19 protein-coding genes are annotated in these 20,579 nt (G+C 70.9%); 9 read left to right on the top strand and 10 right to left on the bottom strand.

From position 1 onward, the window contains the following. Positions 1–10: 10 nt before the first annotated feature. Entirely contained in the window at positions 11–754 is a 744-nt protein-coding gene (locus tag ABD126_RS20875) for an alpha/beta fold hydrolase (protein ID WP_343935539.1), read from the top strand. Here the strand turns inward: ABD126_RS20875 and ABD126_RS20870 are convergent. From ABD126_RS20870 to ABD126_RS20860, 3 genes are read right to left on the bottom strand one after another with little or no spacing between them, the layout of a single operon-like run. Then, on the bottom strand, positions 703–1,212 hold the full coding sequence (locus ABD126_RS20870; RefSeq protein ID WP_343935538.1) for a 2'-5' RNA ligase family protein: 510 nt from the start codon (positions 1,210–1,212) through the stop codon (positions 703–705). The two genes, ABD126_RS20875 and ABD126_RS20870, sit on opposite strands and share 52 nt — an antisense overlap. Position 1,213: 1 nt before the next feature. Continuing rightward, a complete protein-coding gene (locus ABD126_RS20865) occupies positions 1,214–2,083 on the bottom strand; it encodes an HhH-GPD family protein (protein WP_343935537.1) in 870 nt (289 codons plus the stop codon). Between the two features lie 44 nt (positions 2,084–2,127). Next, complete coding sequence (locus ABD126_RS20860; RefSeq protein WP_343935536.1) at positions 2,128–2,619, bottom strand: beta-class carbonic anhydrase; 492 nt, start codon at positions 2,617–2,619, stop codon at positions 2,128–2,130. Between the two features lie 135 nt (positions 2,620–2,754). Here ABD126_RS20860 and ABD126_RS20855 point away from each other — a divergent pair, with 135 nt between their 5' ends. Beyond that, positions 2,755–3,426: a hypothetical protein gene (locus ABD126_RS20855; RefSeq protein ID WP_343935535.1), complete on the top strand. Its 672-nt coding sequence runs from the start codon at positions 2,755–2,757 to the stop codon at positions 3,424–3,426. A 19-nt stretch (positions 3,427–3,445) separates the two neighbouring features. On the opposite strand, the gene ABD126_RS20850 is transcribed toward ABD126_RS20855, so the two are convergent. Both ABD126_RS20850 and ABD126_RS20845 read right to left on the bottom strand, forming a co-directional pair. Next, entirely contained in the window at positions 3,446–4,549 is a 1,104-nt protein-coding gene (locus ABD126_RS20850; RefSeq protein ID WP_343935534.1) for a LacI family DNA-binding transcriptional regulator, read from the bottom strand. 107 nt (positions 4,550–4,656) lie between these two features. Further along, positions 4,657–5,706, bottom strand: coding sequence for a LacI family DNA-binding transcriptional regulator (locus tag ABD126_RS20845; RefSeq protein ID WP_343935533.1), 1,050 nt, complete (start codon positions 5,704–5,706; stop codon positions 4,657–4,659). A gap of 226 nt (positions 5,707–5,932) precedes the next feature. Here ABD126_RS20845 and ABD126_RS20840 point away from each other — a divergent pair, with 226 nt between their 5' ends. From ABD126_RS20840 to ABD126_RS20810, 7 genes are all read left to right on the top strand, one after another. Further along, the gene (locus tag ABD126_RS20840; RefSeq protein WP_343935532.1) at positions 5,933–7,195 is read left to right on the top strand and encodes an extracellular solute-binding protein; all 1,263 of its coding nucleotides are present in this window, start codon (positions 5,933–5,935) and stop codon (positions 7,193–7,195) included. Between the two features lie 86 nt (positions 7,196–7,281). Continuing rightward, positions 7,282–8,199 (top strand): carbohydrate ABC transporter permease, encoded by a 918-nt coding sequence (locus tag ABD126_RS20835; protein ID WP_343935531.1) that lies wholly within the window; start codon positions 7,282–7,284, stop codon positions 8,197–8,199. Continuing rightward, a complete protein-coding gene (locus ABD126_RS20830; protein WP_343935530.1) occupies positions 8,199–9,092 on the top strand; it encodes a sugar ABC transporter permease in 894 nt (297 codons plus the stop codon). Before ABD126_RS20835 ends, ABD126_RS20830 begins: the two co-directional genes overlap by 1 nt. A gap of 258 nt (positions 9,093–9,350) precedes the next feature. After that, complete coding sequence (locus ABD126_RS20825) at positions 9,351–10,451, top strand: ABC transporter ATP-binding protein (RefSeq protein ID WP_343935529.1); 1,101 nt, start codon at positions 9,351–9,353, stop codon at positions 10,449–10,451. Positions 10,452–10,634: 183 nt separating this feature from the next. After that, a complete protein-coding gene (locus tag ABD126_RS20820) occupies positions 10,635–11,627 on the top strand; it encodes a metal ABC transporter solute-binding protein, Zn/Mn family (protein WP_343935528.1) in 993 nt (330 codons plus the stop codon). Positions 11,628–11,635: 8 nt separating this feature from the next. Next, complete coding sequence (locus ABD126_RS20815; protein WP_425542853.1) at positions 11,636–12,442, top strand: metal ABC transporter ATP-binding protein; 807 nt, start codon at positions 11,636–11,638, stop codon at positions 12,440–12,442. Further along, positions 12,442–13,281: a metal ABC transporter permease gene (locus ABD126_RS20810; RefSeq protein WP_343935526.1), complete on the top strand. Its 840-nt coding sequence runs from the start codon at positions 12,442–12,444 to the stop codon at positions 13,279–13,281. The genes ABD126_RS20815 and ABD126_RS20810 overlap by 1 nt, the downstream gene beginning before the upstream one ends. A 131-nt stretch (positions 13,282–13,412) precedes the next feature. On the opposite strand, the gene ABD126_RS20805 is transcribed toward ABD126_RS20810, so the two are convergent. The 5 genes from ABD126_RS20805 to cysS form a co-directional block, all read right to left on the bottom strand. Further along, complete coding sequence (locus tag ABD126_RS20805; RefSeq protein ID WP_343935525.1) at positions 13,413–14,687, bottom strand: GGDEF domain-containing protein; 1,275 nt, start codon at positions 14,685–14,687, stop codon at positions 13,413–13,415. Between the two features lie 419 nt (positions 14,688–15,106). Then, a complete protein-coding gene (locus ABD126_RS20800; RefSeq protein ID WP_343935524.1) occupies positions 15,107–16,333 on the bottom strand; it encodes an MFS transporter in 1,227 nt (408 codons plus the stop codon). 313 nt (positions 16,334–16,646) lie between these two features. Beyond that, a complete protein-coding gene (locus ABD126_RS20795; protein ID WP_343935523.1) occupies positions 16,647–18,068 on the bottom strand; it encodes an MBOAT family O-acyltransferase in 1,422 nt (473 codons plus the stop codon). Positions 18,069–18,162: 94 nt separating this feature from the next. Beyond that, on the bottom strand, positions 18,163–19,125 hold the full coding sequence (gene rlmB / locus ABD126_RS20790; protein ID WP_343935522.1) for a 23S rRNA (guanosine(2251)-2'-O)-methyltransferase RlmB: 963 nt from the start codon (positions 19,123–19,125) through the stop codon (positions 18,163–18,165). 4 nt (positions 19,126–19,129) lie between these two features. Further along, on the bottom strand, positions 19,130–20,515 hold the full coding sequence (gene cysS / locus ABD126_RS20785; protein WP_343935521.1) for a cysteine--tRNA ligase: 1,386 nt from the start codon (positions 20,513–20,515) through the stop codon (positions 19,130–19,132). Positions 20,516–20,579 lie beyond the last annotated feature (64 nt).

Genomic DNA, 20,579 nt, shown 5'->3' with positions numbered 1-20,579 from the left:
TGATGCACGCATGAGCGTTGCGGAGTTCGGTGGATCGGGACGCGGGATCCTGCTGCTGCACGGTCTGATGAGCAGGGCTTCGACGTGGTGGACGGTCGCCCAGTGGCTCAAGCCGTACGGGCGGGTGGTCGCCACCGACGCCCGCGGCCACGGCCGCAACCCGCGGAAAGGGCCTTACCGCACCGAGGACTTCGTCGCCGACGCCGCCGCGGTGGTCGAACGCCTCGACCTCGCGCCCGCCGTCGTCATCGGGCACTCGATGGGCGGCCTGCACGCGTGGGCGCTCGCGGCGACCCGGCCGGACCTGGTGGCGGGCGTGGTCGCGGAGGACGTGGTGCCCGACAACACCGGCCGCACGGTGGACGAGTGGCGCTGGTACTTCGACTCGTGGCCGGTGTTCCAGTCCTTGGCGCATGTGAAGTCGATCGTGCGGGTGCCGCGCGTGGAGGAGATGTTCGAGGAGCGCGCCGACGGCTGGCACCTCATCGCCGACATCGAAGACCTCTACGAGATCGCGGCGGAGTGGGGCGTCCGGTCGTACTGGGACTTCGTGGACGCCATCCGCTGCCCGACGCTGACCATCGAGGCCGGTCGCGGCGGGCTGCGCGCCGGGCAGATGGCGGAGGTGGCGCGCCGGACCGGCGGTGCGCACCTGCTGGTGCCCGAGTCGGGGCACGTGGTGCACGACGAGGCCCCGGACGTCTACCGGGGCGCGGTGGAGGCCTTCCTGAGCGGGTCGATCCCGCCGGTCTGAGTGTCCACAATGGACATCTCGTGGACCTTGGCGCGGATCGTCCCCACCGGGTGCACGGCGGCGAACGCCTCGACCAGCGCCTCGTCGTCCATGCCGTGGGCGAGCGTGCAGTGCGGGACCCAGTTGCCCGGCAGGTAGTAGGCCTGCGGGTCCTTCACCCGGCCGGCCAGCACGTCGTGGATCGCCGAGTGCACCGCGAGCAGCTCGCCGTCCACGACCGCGCCCAGTTGCAGCACGTTCTCGGTGGTCGAGAAGACGCCCAGGGTGTGCAGGTAGAGGTCGGGCAGCCACAGCCGGGACAGGTCCTCGCGCAACTCCGCCCGGACCTTCGGCCCGATCGTGCCCGCGATGGCGAAGGTCAGGTGCGGCGGGTACTCGAACGTCGAGCCGATCCGCCGCCACAGCTCGCGGACCTTCGCGTCGGCCTCGGCGTCGAAGAACACCACCAGCGCGTGCACGTCAGTGCTCCCCGGGCAGCGCGAACCGGCCGTCCGCGGTCTGCTCGACCAGGCCGTCCACCAGCAGCGAGTGCAGGCACCGGTCCCGCTGGCCGGCATCGGACCACACCCGGTCCAGCCGGGTCTTGTCCACCGGCTCGACGGTGCCGCGCAGGACGTCCAGCAGCAGCCCGCGCACCTGCCGGTCGGTGCCCGCGAACTTCTGCACCGCCTTGGCCGGCCCGTCGTAGGCCGGTCGGCCGTTGAGCTGCCACGCGCACGTCTCGAACACCGGGCAGTCCGCGCACCGCGGCGACCGGGCCGTGCAGACGACCGCGCCCAGCTCCATCAACGCCGCCGAGAACACCGCCGCGTCGTCCTCGGGCAGCAGGACCTCGACGTCCCTCAGGTCCTTGGTGGTCGAGGGCGGCCCGGCGTCACCGGCCCCGTGCACGGCCCGCGCGACCGCCCGCCGCACGTTGGTGTCCACCACCGGCACGCGCTGCCCGTAGGCGAAAGCCGCCACCGCGCGGGCGGTGTACGCGCCGATGCCGGGCAGGGCGAGCAACGTGTCCACGTCGTCGGGCACGACGTCGTTGTGCTCGGTTGCGATGGCCTGGGCGGCGGCGTGCAGCCGCAGCGCCCGCCGCGGGTACCCGAGCTTGCCCCACGCCCGCAGCACCTCGCCCTGCGTGGCCTCGGCCATGGCGGACGGCTTGGGCCACCGCGCGAGCCACTCGTGCCAGATCGGCTCGACCCGGGCGACCGGCGTCTGCTGCAACATGATCTCGCTGACCAGCACGCCCCAGGCGGTGCAGTCCGACCGCCGCCAGGGCAGGTCGCGGGCGGAGTCGGCGAACCAGTCGATGAGGGTCTGCGCGTCCAGGCTCATAGCGTGCGCCAGTGTTCCAGAACCGGTCCGCCCGGGTTCCCGGCCTAGACGACCTCGGTCAGTTCGCCGGTGTGGACGTCGTAGACGAACCCGCGCACGTTGTCCCGGTGCGGCACGTACGGGCTGTGGCGCAGGCGGTTCATGGAGTTGCGGACGCTGTCCTTGACCTCCTTGAACGCCTCCACCGACCACGTCGGGCGCATGCCGGCGTCCTGCTCCAGCTCGTCCTTGAACGCGTCCTCGGTGACCAGCTCCAGGCCGCAGTTCGTGTGGTGCACCAGCAGCACCTCACGGGTTCCCAGCTTGCGCTGCGACAGCGCCAGGGAGCGGATCATGTCGTCGGTCACCACACCACCGGCGTTGCGCAGCACGTGCGCCTCACCCTGCTTCAGGCCGAAGATCTCGAACACGCGGATGCGCGAGTCCATGCAGGTCAGGATGGCCACCTGGAGCGAGGGCCTGGGTGAGGAGCGGTCGCCGGGGACGACGTCGCCCAGTTCGGCGTTGCGGAGCAGCAGCTCCTCGATCGACGTCATGGCCACCTCCGTGTCCCTCGGATTGGAACCCGCGTCCCGGATGCCGGCAAGCGGATCGGGCGTGAATCACGTTCACCGCATCGGGCGACCTCGGCTTCCGCCGAGATCCGCGGGTCCCCGGCTACGTTCGAGCGCGTGATCGACCCCTCCGGCCCGCTGCCCTCCACCGTGTACCGGCGGCGCCGCGCGCTGGCCGCCGGCGGCGCGGTCGCGGCGCTCGTGCTGGTCGTCTGGGTGGTCGGGGCGCTCATCGGGCGCGGCGACCCGGCGCTGGAGGCCACGCCCGTCGCCGCGGGCTCGTCCAGCCCGCCGCCGCAGGCCGAGACGCCGACCGCGCCGTCCTCGTCCTCGACGACCCCGCCGCCACCGCCGCCGGCCGCCGAACCGCCCAAGCCCACACCGCCGCCGGGGCCGCCGCAGCCGTGCGACGCCGCGCAGGTCAGCGTCAAGGCCGAGGTGGAGAAGGCGTCCTACCCGGTGGGCGAGCAGGTCGGGTTCAAGATCCTGGTGTCCAACACCGGGCCGCTGCCGTGCGCGAAGGAGATCGGCCGGGCGGTGCGCGAACTGGTCGTGACGTCGGTGGACGGCGCGACGCGCCTGTGGTCCAGCAACGACTGCTTCAACACCGGCGGGTCCGAGGTGCGGGTGCTGCGACCGGGCGAGGTGTTCGACTTCGGCATCAAGTGGCGCGGCACCACGTCGGAGCCGGGCTGCGCGAAGCACACCCGGCTGGGGCCGGGGGACTACCTGCTCACCGCGTCGGTGGCCGGGAAGGCGAGCGATCCGGTCGTCTTCCGGATGACCTGAGACCTCCCCGGCCCGGCGGTCACGGACCGAACCAGCGCTCCTCGACCACGCCGCGGGGCGAGGCGGCCGTCGCGCCGACGACCAGCTCGGTGGTCAGCGTGACCGAACGCGGCCGGGTGCGCTCGGCGGAGTCCAGCAGCAGCTTGCCCGCCGCGCGGCCCTTCTCCAGCACCGGCTGGCGGACCGTGGTCAGCCCGGCCTGCTCGGCCTCGCGGATGCCGTCGAACCCGGTCACGGTCAGGTCGTGCGGCACGTTGAGGCCCCGCTTGCGGGCCTCGCTCAACGCGCCCAGCGCGAGGATGTCCGACGTGCAGATGAGCGCGGTGATCTGCGGGTCGCGGTCGAGCACCTGGGCCGCGGCCGACGCGCCGGAGGCGATGGTGTGGTCGAACCGCTCCACCACCGGCACCGCCGCCCAGTCCACGCCGACCTCGCCGAACGCCTCCGCGATGCCCGCCAGGCGCGCCCGCTGCACGTGGAAGTGCGCGGACCGCTGGCGCTCCAGCGACACGTACCCGTCGTTGCGGTCGCGGGCCAGGCGCATGCACACCACGCCGATCCGGCGGTGCCCCAACGAGATCAGGTGCTTGGCGAGGCTGTTCATGGCGGCGTGGTCGTCGATGCCGACGCGGTCGACGTTGCCCAGGTCCGGCTGGTCGCACACCACGGTCGGCACCGGGCGCTCCAGCACGGCGGCCAGGTGCGGGTCGTCGTCGGGCACGGAGTAGACGACGAAGCCGTCCACACCGGCGCGGTGCACGGCCGCCACGTCCTCGCGCTCGGGGTTCGCCGGGACCAGCAGCAGGCCGGTGCCGGCGTCCTCGCAGGCGAGCGCCAGGCCTTCCAGGAACCCGATCGCCGCCGGGTCGCGGAACGCGTAGGACAGGTTCTCGGTGAGCAGCAGGCCCACCGCCCCCGCCTTGCGCGTGCGCAGGGAACGGGCCACCGGGTCGGGCCCCGGGTACCCGAGTCGTCTCGCTGTCTCCAACACCCGGCGTCGCAGCTCCGGCGAGAGCTGGTCGGGACGGTTGTACGCGTTGGACACCGTTGTCCGGGAAACACCCAGCTCAGCCGCCAGTGAGGCGAGCGTCGCGGGGCGTCGCACATGCATCGACCGCGCCATGAAGTGACCGTAACGGTTCAGAACCAATTACAGAAGTGGGGGTGACCACCGTCCCTGCAAAAAGTCATCTGTGCAGGTAGGACTGGGTTGTTTCGCAAAACATTGGTCTAAACCAATGCGGGCGGCGCGGTGGTCTCCCGGACCACCAGCCGGGGCCGGAACACGCGCGTGTAGTTGCCCGGCGGACGCCTGCGCCGATCGGGGTCCAGCCGGTGCACCAACTCGTCCACGGCCGCCGCCGCCATCTCCTCGATGGGCTGCGCCAGGGTGGTCAGCGACGGCAGGCAGTAGGCGGCCAGCGGGATGTCGTCGAACCCCACCACCGACAGGTCGCCGGGCACCCGCAGCCCGCGCCGGTGCGCCTCCCGCAACACGCCGATCGCCATGTGGTCCGACGAGCAGATCACCGCCGTGGGTCGCACCGTGTCCAGCAGCGCGGCGACCGCCTCCGCGCCGCCCTCGGGCCCGAACGGCCCGTGCGCCACGAACTCCGCGCCGGCCGGCAACCCGTCCTCCTCCAGCGCCGCCGCCCACCCGGCCCGCTTCAACCGCGACGGCAGCGACCGCGCCGGCCCCGAGACGAACCCGACCCGCCGGTGCCCCAGCTCCACCAGGTGCCGCGTCGCCGCGTACCCGGCGTGCTGCTCGTCCACGGTCACGTCCGGCACGTCCAGCGACGGCGTGGCCCCGTTGAGGAACACCATCTGCACGCCGTCGGCCAGCAGCTTCGCGTAGTAGCTGGGCCGCGGCGCCTGCCCCAGCGGCACCTCGACGTTGGTGATCTCCGGCGACACGAACACCATGCCCTCGACGCCGCGGGCGAGCAGCATCCGGACGTACTCCTCCTCGCCCATCGCCGCCGCCCCGGTCGCCCGCGTGTTGCACAGCAGCGACGAGTACCCCAGCCGCGCCGCCCGCACCTCCAGCGCCTCGGCGAACGCCGGGAACACCGGGTTCGACAGCTCCGGCACCAGCAGCCCGATGACCCCGGTGCGCTGCAACGCGCCCAGGCCCCGGGGCGTGTAGGGCATCTCCGCGAGCACGGCCAGCACCCGCTGCCGCGTCTCGTCGTTCACGCCGGGCCGCCGGTTGAGCACCCGGCTCACCGTCGAGATGCTCACGCCGGCCGCCCTGGCGATCTCGGACAGACCGGACACCGCGCCTCCTCCAGAACGATCCACTTCGGGCTGCAGCCTGCACGGCGCAGCAAAAATTTGCAACGCTTGCCGGTGTTTCGCCCGCTCGGCCGCCGCCGTTACGGCTCGGTTACGTGCAGACCCTTGACCGAGCAGTACTCGGGGGTATGAAATCCACGGCAACAATTTCGCAAGTTCTTGCAGAACCCTCGTCGCGACGAGGCCAGCAGGAGGGACGACAGCAACGATGCGACGTACCACCCTCGTGACCGCCGTGGCAGCAGGCATCGCCGGCGCCCTCACCCTCACCGCGTGCGGCGGGGGTGGAGGGACGACCTCGTCGGCCGACAGCGGCGAGGTCACGTTCTGGGACACCAGCGGCCCCAACGAGAGCCCGGTGTTCGCCAAGATCGCGCAGGACTGCGCGACCAAGGGCGGCTACAAGGTCAAGACCGAGACGGTCGCCTTCGACCAGGCCCTGAACAACTACAAGACCGCCGCGCAGGGCGGCCAGGGCCCCGACGTGTTCCGCGCCGAGGTGGCCTGGGTGCCGCAGCTGGCCAAGCTCGGCTACGTCATGGACCTGTCCGGCACCGACCTGGCCAAGGACACGTCCGACTTCCTGGAGACCCCGCTGGGCTCCACCAAGTACGACGGCAAGGCCTACGGCGTGCCGCAGGTGACCGACAGCCTCGCGCTCTTCTACAACAAGAAGAAGCTCGCGGACGCCGGCGTCCAGCCGCCGAAGACCTGGGAAGAGGTCAAGGCCGCCGCCGCGAAGCTCGGCGGCGAGAAGACGATCTTCATCAACAACGACGCCTACTACGCGCTGCCGTTCATCTACGGCGCCGGCGGCGACCTGGTGGACGCCGACGCGAAGAAGATCGTCGTGAACTCCGCGCAGAACGTGAAGGCCCTCGAAACCGCCAAGGGCCTGCTGGACGCGAAGGCCGCCTCCACGGCCCTCGACCCGGCCAACTCGTACAACAACATGCAGGCCGCCTTCAGCGGCGGCGAGGTCGCCATGGTGATCAACGGCCCGTGGTCGGTCGCCGACTACCTCAAGGGCACCGCGTTCACCGACAAGGCCAACCTCGGCATCGCGCCGGTCCCCGGTGAGACCGCCGGCAAGGGTTCGGCCCCGGTGGGCGGCCACGACTACGTGATCCGCCAGGGCACCAAGGCCAAGGACAGCTCGCAGAAGCTCATCGCGTGCATGAGCAGCACCGAGTCCCAGGTCCAGGTGGCCAAGGAGCTGGGCCTGCTGCCCACCCGCAAGAGCGCCTACGAGAACGCGGACGTCAAGGCCAACCCGGTCGTCTCCGCCTTCCAGCCGGTGGTCACCGCCGCCCACGCCCGCCCGTGGATCCCCGAGGGCGGCCAGCTGTTCGACCCGCTGAAGATCGCCTACGCCGACGTGCTCGCCGGCAAGAAGGAGCCGAAGGCCGCCCTCGACGAGGTCGCCAAGGCGTACAAGGACCAGGTCGTCACCGAGTACTCCATCGGCTGACGTGGTCGTGAGGTGCCGGGCGTCCCGCGGACGCCCGGCACCTCCCCGCCCGGCGTCCCGACCCCCACCCACACAAGGAGGCGACAGTGCGCAGGTTCCTGGACCGGCACTGGTACGCGTACGCGATGGTGCTGCCGGTGGTGGTGGTCATCGCCGTGCTGGTGCTGCTCCCCCTCGCCCAAGGCGTGTTCTTCACCTTCACGAACATCAACGAAGGCAACATCGCGAACCCGGTCCTGGACCGCCCCGCCGCGTACACCGTCGTCGGCCTGGACAACTACCTGAACGTCCTGTCCGGCGACGCCAGCTACGGGTCGTTCTGGTCCACCCTGGTCCGCACGCTCATCTGGACCTTCGGCTGCGTGTTCTTCCACTACACGTTCGGCCTGGTGCTGGCCCTGCTGCTCAACCGCCAGGTGAAGGGCCGCACCGTCTACCGCGTCCTGCTGATCCTGCCGTGGGCGGTGCCCGCGTTCATCAGCGCGTTCGCGTGGAAGTACATGTTCAACGCGCAGTACGGGATCATCAACCAGTTCCTGCGCGCGATCGGCCTGCCCGACCCCGTGTGGCTGGGCCAGTCCGACTGGGCGCTGGTCGCCGTCATGATCGTCAACATCTGGCTGGGCGTGCCGTTCATGATGGTCGCGCTGCTCGGCGGTCTCCAGTCGATCCCCGGCGACCTCTACGAGGCGGCCGAGATGGACGGCGCGTCGGCGTGGCAGCGGTTCCGGCACGTGACGCTGCCCGGTCTCCAGTCGGTGTCCAGCACGGTGGTGCTGCTGGGCATCATCTGGACGTTCAACATGTTCGCCGTGATCTACCTGATCACCGGGCCGAACCCGAACACCCGCATCCTGGTGACGTACGCGTTCGAGCGGTTCTTCTCGGGCGCTTCCCGGGACTACGCCGTGGCGTCGACGTACGGCGTGCTGATCCTGTCCGTCCTGCTCGTGTTCGCGAGCGTCTACCGGCGTGCTCTGCGCAGGCAAGGCGAGGTGTGGTGATGACGGTCGAAGCGGCGTCCCTCAAGGCGGCTCCCCAACGCGCCACGCTCAAGCGCGCCGAGCGTTCGGTCGGGGCGAGCATCGGCCTGCACGCGGCGCTGGTCGTCGCGTCGCTGATCGCGGTGTTCCCCGTGTTCTGGGTGCTGGTCACGTCGTTCAAGCCCGACGCGCGGGCCGTGGAGACCACGCCCAAGCTGGTCAACGAGTCCAGTGTGGACAACTACGTGCGGATCCTGTCCGGGGAGAAGGGCAACTTCCTGGCGTGGTTCGGCAACTCGATCCTGATCGCGCTGATGACCACGTTGATCGCGGTCTTCCTCTCGGCGACCACGGGGTACGCGGCGTCGCGGTTCCGGTTCCCGGGCAAGCGGTCGCTGATGCTGTCGTTCCTGGTCGTGCAGATGTTCCCGTTCGCGGTCCTGATCGTGCCGCTCTACAACATCCTGCTGGCCCTGGGGATCCAGGGGACGAGCATCGGCCTGGTGCTGGTGTACTGCACGACCGCGGTGCCGTTCTGCACGTACATGCTGAAGGGGTACTTCGACACCATCCCGACCGACATCGACGAGGCCGGGCGGGTGGACGGGCTGTCGCCGTTCGGCGTGTTCTGGCGGTTGGTGCTGCCGCTGGCGCGGCCGGGGTTGGCGGTCACGGCGTTCTACGCGTTCCTGACTGCCTGGGGCGAGGTGGCGTTCGCTTCGGCGTTCCTGTCGGCGGCGGACGAGTCGAAGACGCTGGCGGTGGGGTTGCAGGTCTTCGTCCAGCAGAACCGGACGGAGTGGGGGCACCTGGCGGCGGCGTCGATCCTCGTGGCGATCCCGGCGATCGTGGTGTTCTACCTGGTCCAGCGGTTCCTGGTGACGGGTCTGTCGTCGGGCGCGGTCAAGGGCTGAGGTCCGGTCGCGAGCCGCGCCGCTCCTCGTCGTGGGGGTGGCGCGGCTCGCGCGCGTCTCGGAGATGCACACCGAACCCACCGCCTGCCGCCTCTGCCCGCCCGCCACAGCCGCCCACCGCAGCCGCCGCCGCTCGCCGTTGACGCCGCCCACCGGCACCGCCGCGGCGGCCGTGAACTAGACCAATTGTGGTGTTCCCGTAAGCGCTTGCAATGCCTAGCGTTGCGACAAAGCTTGCGGTTGAAAGGTGCGTCACACATGGCTGAGGTCGCGTACGTCAAGGCTTCGCGGATCTTCTCCGGCAACCCGCCGGTCCGCGCGGTGGACGAGCTGTCGCTCGACGTCGCCGACGGTGAGTTCCTCGTGCTCGTCGGCCCCTCCGGCTCGGGCAAGTCGACGGCGCTGCGCATGCTCGCCGGCCTGGAGGACGTCGACGAGGGCGCCATCCAGATCGGCGGCAAGGACGTCACCAACGTCCCGCCGAAGGGGCGCGACATCGCGATGGTCTTCCAGTCCTACGCGCTGTACCCGCACATGACCGTCGCCGAGAACATGGGCTTCGCGCTCAAGCTGCGCGGCGTGAACAAGGCCGAGATCAAGGAGAAGGTCGCCGACGCGGCCAAGATGCTCGACCTGACCAAGTACCTCGACCGCAAGCCGAAGGCGCTGTCCGGCGGCCAGCGGCAGCGCGTCGCGATGGGCCGCGCGATCGTCCGCGAGCCCTCCGTGTTCCTCATGGACGAGCCGCTGTCCAACCTGGACGCCAAGCTGCGCGTCGAGACCCGCGCCAACATCGCCGCCCTCCAGCAGCGCCTGGGCACGACCACCATCTACGTCACGCACGACCAGGTCGAGGCCATGACGATGGGCCACCGCGTCGCGGTGCTCAAGGACGGCCTGCTCCAGCAGTGCGACACCCCGCGCGCCCTCTACGACAAGCCGGCCAACGCGTTCGTCGCCGGGTTCATGGGCTCGCCCGCGATGAACCTCAAGACCGTCCCGCTGACCGCCGAGGGCGCCAAGCTCGACGGCGTGGTCGTCCCGCTGGAGCGCCGCGTCCTGGACAAGGCCGCCGGCGAGGGCCTGTCCGAGGTCGTGTTCGGCGTCCGGCCCGAGTCGCTGGCGCTGGTGCCCTCGCACGAGCACGGCATGGAGATGGTCGTCGAGCTGGTCGAGGAGCTGGGCGCGGACGCCCTCCTGCACGGCGCGGTCCGCATCGGCGACTCCTCGGAGCGGTTCGTGGTCCGCGTCGACGGCCGCACGCCGCCGACCCTGGGCCAGACCGTGAAGGTCGCGGTCCGCGACGCCGGTGAGATCCACCTGTTCCACCCGGGGTCGGGTCTGCGCCTCACCGACTGACCCGCCCGGCGCGACGAGGGCCACCTCCTGCGGCGGAGGTGGCCCTCCGCGTGTCGGGGCCCCGGCCCGAGACTCCTGCCACGAACAGGGCATGCCGCTGGACAGCGAGGTAGCGGAGCGTTCTAAACTGAACTCGACAACGGTTTCCATTACCTCTGAATCAGCCTGTCGAGGAGCTCCGCGATGACTGTCCGTAACGCGTTGGTCGGCGCGGTGGCCGCCCTGACCGCCGTGTCCCTCACCGCCTGCGGCAGCGGCGACGGCCCCACCGCCACCGACGGCAAGATCAAGGTCGTCGCCTCCACCAACGTGTGGGGCAGCGTGGTCAAGGCCGTCGGCGGCGACGCGGTCGAGGTCACCTCGATCATCAACGACCCGTCCGGCGACCCGCACTCCTACGAGAGCAAGCCCTCCGACGTGGCCGCGGTCCGCGACGCGAAGCTCGTCATCTTCAACGGCGGCGGCTACGACAACTTCTTCGCCACCCTCCTGGGCCCCGAGACCGAGCAGGCGAAGAAGATCGAGACCTTCCCGCTGTCCGGCAAGGCCTCCGGCCACGACGCCCACGGCGACGAGCCCAGCGGCACCCCGGGCACCGAGCCCAGCGGCGCCGCGAGCACCAAGCCCAGCCCCGAGCCCGCCGACGAGCACGAGCACGAGGCCAACGAGCACGTCTGGTACGACCTGGACACCGTCCGCAAGGTCGCCGACCAGGCCGCCGCGGACCTCGCCGCCATCGCGCCGGACAAGAAGGCCGCCTTCGAGGCCAACGCCGCGGAGTTCGGCCAGAAGCTGGAAGAGCTGCACACCCGCCTCGACGGCGTCGGCAAGGGCAAGAAGGTGCTGGAGACCGAGCCCGTCGCGCACTACCTGCTCGACGCCGCCGACGTCGAGGACGTGACCCCCGAGTCGTTCAGCGACGCCGTCGAGGCCGAGACCGACATCCCGGCCGCCGCGCTCGCCGAGGTCACCGGCCTGGTGGAGCAGAAGCAGGTCACGGCCGTGGTCAACAACACCCAGACCGAGAACCCCGCCGTCCGCGGCCTGGTCGAGAAGGCCAGGCAGACCGGCGTCCAGGTCGTCGAGGTCACCGAGACGCTGCCCGAAGGCGCCACGGGTTACCTTGAGTGGATGACGAAGCAGGTCGAGGCGTTGGAGAAGGCGCTGCGCGGATGATCACACCGGTGGCGGACAGGTCCGTGCGCAGCGCCGTCGCCCTGCGCGGGGCGCGGCTGTCCTACGGCGACCGCGTGCTGTGGGACGGCCTGGACCTGGACGTCGCCGCCGGCGAGTTCGTGGCCGTCCTCGGCCCCAACGGGTCCGGCAAGACCAGCCTCATGCGGGTCCTGCTCGGCCTCCAGCCGCTGTCCGCGGGCACCGTCGAGGTCGCCGGCGGCAACCGGCGCATCGGCTACATCCCGCAGCAACGCGCGCTCGACCCGAGCCTCAGCCTCCGCGGGCGCGACCTGGTCGGCTTCGGCCTCGACGGGCACGTGTGGGGCACCGGTCTGCGGGGCCGCAAGCTCCGCCGGGAGCGCGTCGACGCCGCCCTGGCGTCCGTGGGCGCGACCCGGTACGCCGACGAGCCCGTGGGGCTGCTCTCCGGCGGCGAGCAGCAACGCCTGCGCGTCGCCCAGGCGCTCGTCGGCGACCCGGCGGTGCTGCTGTGCGACGAGCCGCTGCTGTCGCTGGACCTCGCCCACCAGCGGGTGGTCAGCGACCTGATCGACGCGCGCCGCCGCGCCGCCGGCACGGCCGTCCTGTTCGTCACCCACGAGATCAACCCGATCCTGCCGCTGGTCGACCGCGTGCTGTACCTGGTCGAGGGGCGGTTCCGGATCGGGACGCCGGCCGAGGTGATGACCTCGGCGACGCTGTCCGAGCTGTACCGCACGAACGTCGAGGTGGTCCGCGTGCGCGACCAGATCCACGTGGTCGGCGCGCAGCACGTGTGCGAGGACGAGCCGCACCACGTGGTGGATGAGGGCTGATGGAACACTTCTTCGACTGGCCGCTGACGTTCGACCTGCTCGGTTACGACTTCGTGCAGCAGATGCTGATCGCGGGCGTCGTGCTCGGCCTGACCGCCGGCCTCCTGGGCCCGCTGGTCGTGACCCGCAAGATGGCGTTCGCCGTGCACGGGACCGCGGAACTCGCGTTCACCGGCGGCGCGGCGGCGCTCCTGCTCGGCATCGGCGTCGGGTACGGGGCGCTGGCCGGGTCCGTGGTGGCGGCGCTGCTGCTGGGCCTGCTGTCCCGCCGCGACGCCGACCGCGACTCGGTGATCGGCGCGATCCTCGCGTTCGGACTCGGCCTCGGCGTGCTGTTGCTCGCGCTCTACAAAGGACGGACGGCCAACAAGTTCGGGTTGCTGACCGGTCAGATCGTGGCCGTGGGCTCGACCGACATGTGGCTGCTGATCGGCACGGCGGTGGCCGTGATCGCGGTCCTGGCGTTCATCTACCGGCCGCTGCACTTCTCCTCTGTGGACGCCGCGGTGGCGACGGCGCGGGGTGTGCCGGTGCGGACGCTGTCGGTGGTGTTCTTCGTGCTGGTCGGCGTGGCGACGGCGTTGACGGTGCAGATCGTGGGGGCGCTGCTGGTGCTGTCGCTGATGATCACACCCGCCGCCGCGGCCTCGCGGGTCACCGCGTCACCGGTCAAGGCGACCGTGTTGGCGGTGGTGTTCGCCGAGACGGCCGTGGTGGTGGGGATCGTGCTGTCGCTCGCGCCCGGGGTGCCGGTGAGCGCGTTCGTGACGGCGGTGTCGTTCTTGATCTACCTGGTGTGCCGGGCGTTCGGCGGGGCGCGGAGCCGGGCGGCGGTCTAGCGGCGCGCTCGTGCCGGGCTCGCTCGGCGCTGGGGGCGGGCTGGGGGAGCGGGCAGGCAGAAGGCTGCCGGTCTGGTCGCGGAGAGGCGCGTGGGCGAGCGATCGTGGGCCGGCGGGTTGCTCGAACGGGCTCAGGCCGAACGGCTGACTTCGGGTTCGTCCACCCTCGGCGCGGGTAGGTGGCGGGCGTGGATGTCGATGCCGGCCACCCGGACCTGGTTCCGGCCGTTCTCCTTCGCGGTGTAGAGCGCCGCGTCGGCGCTGTGCTGGGCCACCGCCAGGGAGTCGCCGTTGTCCGGCACCACCGCCACGCCGATGGACGCCGAGATCGCCCGCACCTCCGGGCCGTCCTCGGTCACCGGCAGGTTCCGGCCGCGCAGGGTGACCGTGTTGCGGTGCTTGTCCGTCGTCACCACCGACATCTCGCCGATGGCCTCGCGCACGCGTTCGGCGATCGCCGTGCCCTGCGCCAGGCCCGTGTCGGCCAGCACCACCACGAACTCCTCGCCGCCGTCCCGGCCCGCGACGTCGCCGGGGCGCAGCTTCTCCCGCAGGATGCGCCCGACCTCGGCCAGCACCGCGTTGCCCGCCGGGTGGCCCCACGTGTCGTTGATCCGCTTGAAGTGGTCCAGGTCGATCGCCAGCACCGTGACCGGGCGGCCCGAGCGGCGGCAGTCGGCGGTCAGCTTCTCGGCGTGCTCGTTCAGGCCGGTGGTGTTGAACAGGCCCGTCCGGTAGTCGGTGTGGGCGTCCTTGGTCAGCTGCAGGTGCGCCTTGTGCTGCTCGGCCACCAGGCGTTCCAGGTGCGCCTGCCGCTCCGACGCGCGGTGCAGCAGGGCGTTGACCAGGATCACCGGCACGACCAGCAGCAGCGGCGCGACCCAGTGGGTGGCGATGAGCATGCCGAGCATCGCGCCGACGCCCAGCGTGGTCGTCTCCAGCATGTTGTCGTTGCGCGACCCGAGCGCGTCGACGAACCGGGTCTGCGGGTTCACGATCCGCAGCGCGACGGACATCAACGCCACCTGCACGAACCAGTACAGCGCCGCCACCAGCACCAGCACGCCGAGCAGCCCGAGGTCGAGCAGGACCTGACCCGACGAGGACCCCAGCGACAGTCCCGTCAGGTGGACGGCGGCGTTGGCCAGCAGCGTGCTCGCCACGATGTGGGCGGAGGTGAACACGAACCGGTAGGGCTGGCGGCGCGCGATCGGCCACAGCACGATCCGCAGCCACACCGCGACCAGCACCGCCATGCCCCCGGGCAGCACGATGGCCGCCGCGAAAGTCCAGACCGAGGTCAGGTCGAAGTACGGACCCGCCGATTCGTCACGTCGGGATTCCTCGGCGCGCCGCACGATCGTCAGGTGCACCGTGACGGCGAGCACGAGTGCGGCGAACCGCACCCAATCCGTGGCGAGAGCGGAACCGAGGGTAGTCAGCAGCCAAACGGCCGCAATTGCCACCGCCAGTTCGACGGAAAGGATGTAGGCGATCGCGGTACGGCGCAGCGCCCAAAGGTCCCAGTTGCGCACCAGACGCCGTCTGGCTGTCGCGGACGGCTCGTGGTCAGGCAAACTGTTCTTCACCACGTCCCCCCTACACTCATGCCGCCGCCGCGCGGCTACTCGCCGGCCCGGCGGCCCGACGGCCCCCATCGGTACCCAAGTCGCGCGTAGAGGAGCGTCTGCCATGCGTAACCGCGAGTGGTGACCCCATCGCTCTCCTTGAGCCCGGTCCGGAAACTTCACCGTACGTGCGTGCGTTCTCGCGGACGGCACACGAACGCCTCGTCATGAGAATCGCCATTCATGATGAGTACGTTTCATGTGATCACCGCGTTCGGGTCGGTCCTGGCACGTGCGCGGTTCCAGGCTACGGTCGCGTGCCCCGCGAGGAGCACACCGATCGCCCCGGCACCCGCCAGTGTCGCCGTCACCGAGCCGATCGCGTGCGCGACCACACCGGCCAGCGCCATGCCACCGCCCTGGCTGGACCGCAGCGCCGTCCGCGCGATGCCGTAGGCCCGACCGCGGTAGGCGTCGGGCAGGATGCGCATCCACGCCGACCGCGCCGGCGTGTGGTACGCCCCGGCCATGCCGGCGATCACCAGCAGGGCGATCGTCCAGGTCAGGTTGGGGTTCAGCGCGAACATGACCAGCGGCGCGAGCGACAGCACGGCCAGCGGCCCGATCAGCCGCTCCCGCTTCGCCGGGTCCCTGACCAGCCGGAACAGCACGGCCACGCCCAGCACGTTGGCGGCCGGTTCAATGGCCAGGATGAGGCCCACGGCCCACACCGCGTCGAGGCTCGCTGCCAGCGGCACGGCGAGCCCTTCGGGCACCATCGCGATGCCGGCCAAAAGGCGCATACCCATTAGAGAGCGCAGACGCGGTTCCGTGACGAGCAGAGCGAAAGCTCCTTTGCCGTCTTCGGACTCCCGATGCCCCTTCCCGAGCGGGTCCGCGGCCGGCCGGTGCCGCACGGAGAACTGCACCAGCAGCGCCACCAGCACGAACGTCACCGCGTCGATCGCCAGCGCCACGTGCGCGTTGGTCGCGGTCACCAGGAAACCCGCCGCGGCCAGACCGGCCATCTGGGCCACGTCCGTCGACGTCCCGAACAGGGCCACGCCGTCGTCGTAGCGCTTGTCGGGCAGCACGGAGGGCAGGCTCGCCTCCTGGGCCGCCAGGAACGGCGAGGCGACCATCAGCACGAGCACCAGCAGCACGATCATGACCCACAGCGGCACGCCCGGCACGGCCATCAGGCCGACCAGCGCGGCCTGCAACCACGCGCAGGACACCATCACCGTGCGTCGGGGGAACCGGTCGGCGATCCAGCCCAGCAGCGGCCCGGACACGAGCGACGGCAGCAGCGTCAGCGACCAGGTGAGGGCCGTCCAGGCGGGGGACCCGGTCCGCTCGTACACCAGGAGTGACAGGGCGACGGCCGCGAGCTGGTCGCCGAACGTCGACGCCGTCGAGCCGATCCACATGCCGCGGAACTCGCGGTTGCCCACGAGCGCGCGGATGGTCCCCCCGGAAGTCACCACGGCTCCCGGTTCGTCGGCTCCGTTGAGCGAGTCACGTTACCCCCACCCGAGTAACTATTTCCTCGGTTAGCACGGTAGAAGCTGCTGGTTGCGCAATCCCTGTCCTACCACAGTGTGTACCCGAACGGACCAGGTCGGTTACATAAAGTAGTTACAAAGGCGAAAAACCGGGTACCTATTCTTGACAGTTGACCGTAGGTGACCCGCCGTGAGCAAACCTCGCCTACCCTGCGTCAAGTCGACCTCCATTGGTCGTCGCAGTCGCTGGTCCGACCGGTCCAGTGCGTTCGTGCGGCCCGCCGCGTTTCGATCAGAACTGGTAGTACAAGAACGGGCTGAACGTGCCACTCGCGACCAGGATCGCGGCGTAGGCGACGCCCACCGTCATCAGGGACACCCTAGCGGCCACGGCGATCTTGTCGCGCGAGGACTCCAGGTAGGGCCCCGTCACGGGGTGGCTGGGCATTACCACAATGGCCAGCGCGACGAGCAGGAGCACAATCCGCTGATTGGTCGCCGCCGCCGACACGGCGTCGGTGAAGGACCCGAAATCGGGCACGACCAGATGGCCGATGATTGTGAACGCGGTACCGAGGTCGGGCGCCCGGAAGAACACCCAGCCGATCACCACGAGGAGCATGGTGAGGACCCGCCGGCCAATTCGGGCGGGCGCGGTCACCGGCGCGGAATCCCATCCGAAACGGCGTTCCAGAACGAGCAGCGCGCCGTGGAACAAACCCCACACGAGGAACGTCCAGTTCGCCCCGTGCCAGAAACCGGTGAGCACGAAAACGATGCCCAGGTTCCGGTAGGTGCGCAGCACGCCGGTCCGGTTCCCGCCCAGTGGGATGTAGACGTAGTCGCGGAACCACCGGGACAGCGACATGTGCCAGCGCCGCCAGAACTCCGTGACGGTCACCGAGGAGTACGGGCGGGCGAAGTTCTCCGGCAGCCGGAAGCCGAGCATCCGGCCCAGGCCGATCGCCATGTCCGAGTACCCGGAGAAGTCGAAGTACAGTTGCAGCGTGTAACCGATCGCGCCCAGCCACGCGATGCCCGTGGTCATCTGGTCGGCCGGCGTGGCGAAGCACGCGTCCACCAGCGGGGCCAGCGAGTCGGCGATGATGACCTTCTTGCACAGGCCCAGCGCGAACCGCGGGAACCCCGCCGCGATGTCGTCCCACCGGTGCATGCGCGGCTGCGGCAGCTGGTCGGCGATCTCCCGGAACCGGACGATCGGCCCGGCCACCAGCTGCGGGAACATCGCGATGTAGGTGACGAACGAGACCGGGTCGCGCAGCGCCGGCCGCTCGCCCCGGTACACGTCCACCACGTACGAGATGTGGTGGAACGTGTAGAACGAGATGCCGATCGGCAGCGCCAGGTGCACCACCGGCAGGTCCGCGCCGACCACCGTGGCGATGTCGTGCAGCTGCTGGGTGGCGAACCCGGCGTACTTCCAGACCAGCAGCACGCCCAGGTTCAGGCAGATCGAGCCCACCAGCACCAGCCGGCGGTCACCCGGCGCGTCCGGCTCCAGCCGCCGGCCCGCGAAGTAGTTCGCGACCATGCAGACCAGCAGCAGGACCGTCGTGCCGCCCGCGCCGCTGACGTAGAACAGCAGGCTCGCGACGGCGACGACCGCGTTGCGCCGGTTCCTGGGTGCGACGAGGACGGCCGCGAGCACGACCGGCATGAAGAACCACAGGAAGAGCGGGGTGGCGAAGGACATCGGCGCAGACCTTAGCCGCCGAACGGCGTCCAGGAAGCCGATCGGGTGACAAACCGCCGTTCATCACACCGAGCGGCGCCGCCGCCGGGTCCGCTCACCCCTCGACGCGCCGTCTGCGGGCCACCTCGGCCAGCACGACACCGGCCGCCACCGACGCGTTGAGCGACTCCACGCCCGAGGCCATCGGGATGGACACGGTCTGGTCGCAGGTCTCCTTGACCAGCCGCGACAGGCCCCGGCCCTCGGAGCCGACCACGACCACGAGCGGTCCGGTGGCCAGGTCGAGGTGGTCGACGTCCACGTCGCCGTCCGCGTCCAGGCCCACGACCATCAGGCCCTCCTCGGCCCACTCGCGCAGCTGGCGGGTGAGGTTCGTGGCGATCGCGATCGGCATCCGCGCCGCGGTGCCCGCGCTGGTCCGCCAGGCCACGGCCGTGACGCTCGCCGAACGCCGCTGCGGCAGCAGCACGCCGTGCGCGCCGAACGCCGCCGCCGAGCGCACCACGGCGCCCAGGTTGCGCGGGTCGGTCACGCCGTCCAGCGCCACCAGCAGCGGGTGCGTGCCCGACTGGCGGGCGGTCTCCAGCAGCTCGCGCGGGTCGGCGTACTCGTAGGGCGGCACCTGCAGGCCCAGGCCCTGGTGCATCGCGCCGCCGGTGATCCGGTCCAGCTCGCCGCGCTGCACCTCCAGCACGGAGATGCCCCGGTCGGCGGCCAGCTTGACCGCCTCGGCGACCCGGTCGTCCGCGTCGATGCCCAGCGCCACGTACAGCGCGGTCGCCGGGATGCCCGCGCGCAGGCACTCCACCACGGGGTTGCGGCCGGCGACGGTCTCCGGCGCGTTCTCGGCGGCCTTGCGGCGCTGGCCGCGGACCTGCTCGACCTTCGCCTTGGCCTGCGCGCGCTTGTAGGCCGGGTGGTTGGGCCGCTCGGACGCCTTCGGCGTCGGCCCCTTGCCCTGCAAGCCCTTGGACTTCTGCCCGCCGGAACCGACGACCGCGCCCTTCTTGGAGCCCGGGTTGCGCATCGCGCCCCGGCGCTTGGAGTTGCCTGCCACGGTGTCAGTCGTCCTTCAGCGTCCACAACGGACCGTCGGGGGTGTCCTCGACGGCGATCCCGGCCAGGACCAGGGTGTCGCGCAGGGCGTCGGCCCTCGCGAAGTCCCTGTCCTTGCGGGCTTTCGTGCGCTCTTCCAGCACACGGTCGACCAAAGTGGCCAGTGCCTGGCGGGTGCCCGAGTCCCGAGTGGACACGTCCGCCCACGTCAGCGGGTCCAGGCCCAGCACGGCGGTCATGGCGCGCACCGACTCGGCCGCCGACCGGGCGGCCAGGTCGTCCCCGGCCTCCAGCGCGGTGTTGCCCTCGCGGACCCGCTTGTGGATCGCGGCCAGCGCGCCCGGCGTGCCCATGTCGTCGTCCATGGCGGCGACGAACGGCCGCGTCGGCTCACCCTCGCCCACGGCCCCGGTCCGCTCGACCACGCGGCGCACGAACGACTCGATCCGCCGGTAGGCGGCCACCGACTCGTCCAGCGCCTCCTCGGAGTACTCGATCGTCGACCGGTAGTGCGGGCCGACCAGGTAGTAGCGCAGCTCGGGCGCGCGCACCTGCTCCAGCATCGCCGGGATGGACACGGTGTTGCCCAGCGACTTGGACATCTTCTCGCCGCTGAGCGTGACCCACGCGTTGTGCATCCAGTAGTTGGCGAACCCGTCGCCGGCCGCCCGGGACTGCGCCTGCTCGTTCTCGTGGTGCGGGAAGACGAGGTCGATGCCGCCGCCGTGTATGTCGAACGTGCCGCCCAGGTAGGCGGTGGCCATCGCCGAGCACTCCAGGTGCCAGCCGGGGCGGCCCGCGCCCCACGGCGTCGGCCACGACGGCTCACCGGGCTTGGCGGCCTTCCACAGCGTGAAGTCGCGCGGGTCGCGCTTGCCCTGCGCCGCCGACTCGCCCTGGTGCACCTCGTCGAGCTTCTGCCCGGACAGCGCGCCGTACTCGGGGAAGGAGGTGACGGAGAAGTAGACGTCGCCGCCGGCCGCGTAGGCGTGACCGGCGTCGATGAGGCGCTGCATCAGCTCGACCATCTGCGTGACGTGGCCCGTGGCGCGCGGCGCGTAGGACGCCGGCAGGCAGCCCAGGGCCGTGTACGCGTCCTCGAAGGCGCGCTCGTGCGTGTACGCCCACTCCCACCACGGGCGGCCGTGGTCGGCGGCCTTGGCGAGGATCTTGTCGTCGATGTCGGTGACGTTGCGCACCAGCCGCACGTCGTCGTGGGTGCGCTGGAGCCAGCGCCGCAGCACGTCGAAGTTCAGGCCGCTGCGGACGTGGCCGATGTGCGGCACGCCCTGCACCGTCGCCCCACACACGTAGATCGACGCCGTTCCGGGGACGTGCGGGACGAACTCCCGCATCTGCCGGCTCGCGGTGTCATAGAGGTGGAGGCTCACGTGAAGATGGTACGGGCGTGGGCCACCCGGGGTTGAATCGCCCGGCTTCGTGTGCTTATGCCGG

It is taken from the genome of Saccharothrix mutabilis subsp. mutabilis (assembly GCF_039521145.1).
In the GTDB taxonomy this organism is placed as follows: Bacteria; Actinomycetota; Actinomycetes; order Mycobacteriales; family Pseudonocardiaceae; genus Actinosynnema; species Actinosynnema mutabilis.
Note: the sequence above shows the minus strand (reverse complement) of the source record. Positions and strands in the feature narration are given on the sequence as shown.

What these genes read in the sequence shown, in the direction of transcription:
- ABD126_RS20875 (WP_343935539.1), top strand. Translation starts at nt 11, where the DNA reads ATGAGCGTTGCGGAGTTCGGTGGATCGGGACGCGGGATCCTGCTGCTG.
- ABD126_RS20865 (WP_343935537.1), bottom strand. Translation starts at nt 2,083, where the DNA reads ATGAGCCTGGACGCGCAGACCCTCATCGACTGGTTCGCCGACTCCGCC.
- ABD126_RS20860 (WP_343935536.1), bottom strand. Translation starts at nt 2,619, where the DNA reads ATGACGTCGATCGAGGAGCTGCTGCTCCGCAACGCCGAACTGGGCGAC.
- ABD126_RS20850 (WP_343935534.1), bottom strand. Translation starts at nt 4,549, where the DNA reads ATGGCGCGGTCGATGCATGTGCGACGCCCCGCGACGCTCGCCTCACTG.
- ABD126_RS20840 (WP_343935532.1), top strand. Translation starts at nt 5,933, where the DNA reads ATGCGACGTACCACCCTCGTGACCGCCGTGGCAGCAGGCATCGCCGGC.
- ABD126_RS20830 (WP_343935530.1), top strand. Translation starts at nt 8,199, where the DNA reads ATGACGGTCGAAGCGGCGTCCCTCAAGGCGGCTCCCCAACGCGCCACG.
- ABD126_RS20825 (WP_343935529.1), top strand. Translation starts at nt 9,351, where the DNA reads ATGGCTGAGGTCGCGTACGTCAAGGCTTCGCGGATCTTCTCCGGCAAC.
- ABD126_RS20820 (WP_343935528.1), top strand. Translation starts at nt 10,635, where the DNA reads ATGACTGTCCGTAACGCGTTGGTCGGCGCGGTGGCCGCCCTGACCGCC.
- ABD126_RS20810 (WP_343935526.1), top strand. Translation starts at nt 12,442, where the DNA reads ATGGAACACTTCTTCGACTGGCCGCTGACGTTCGACCTGCTCGGTTAC.
- ABD126_RS20795 (WP_343935523.1), bottom strand. Translation starts at nt 18,068, where the DNA reads ATGTCCTTCGCCACCCCGCTCTTCCTGTGGTTCTTCATGCCGGTCGTG.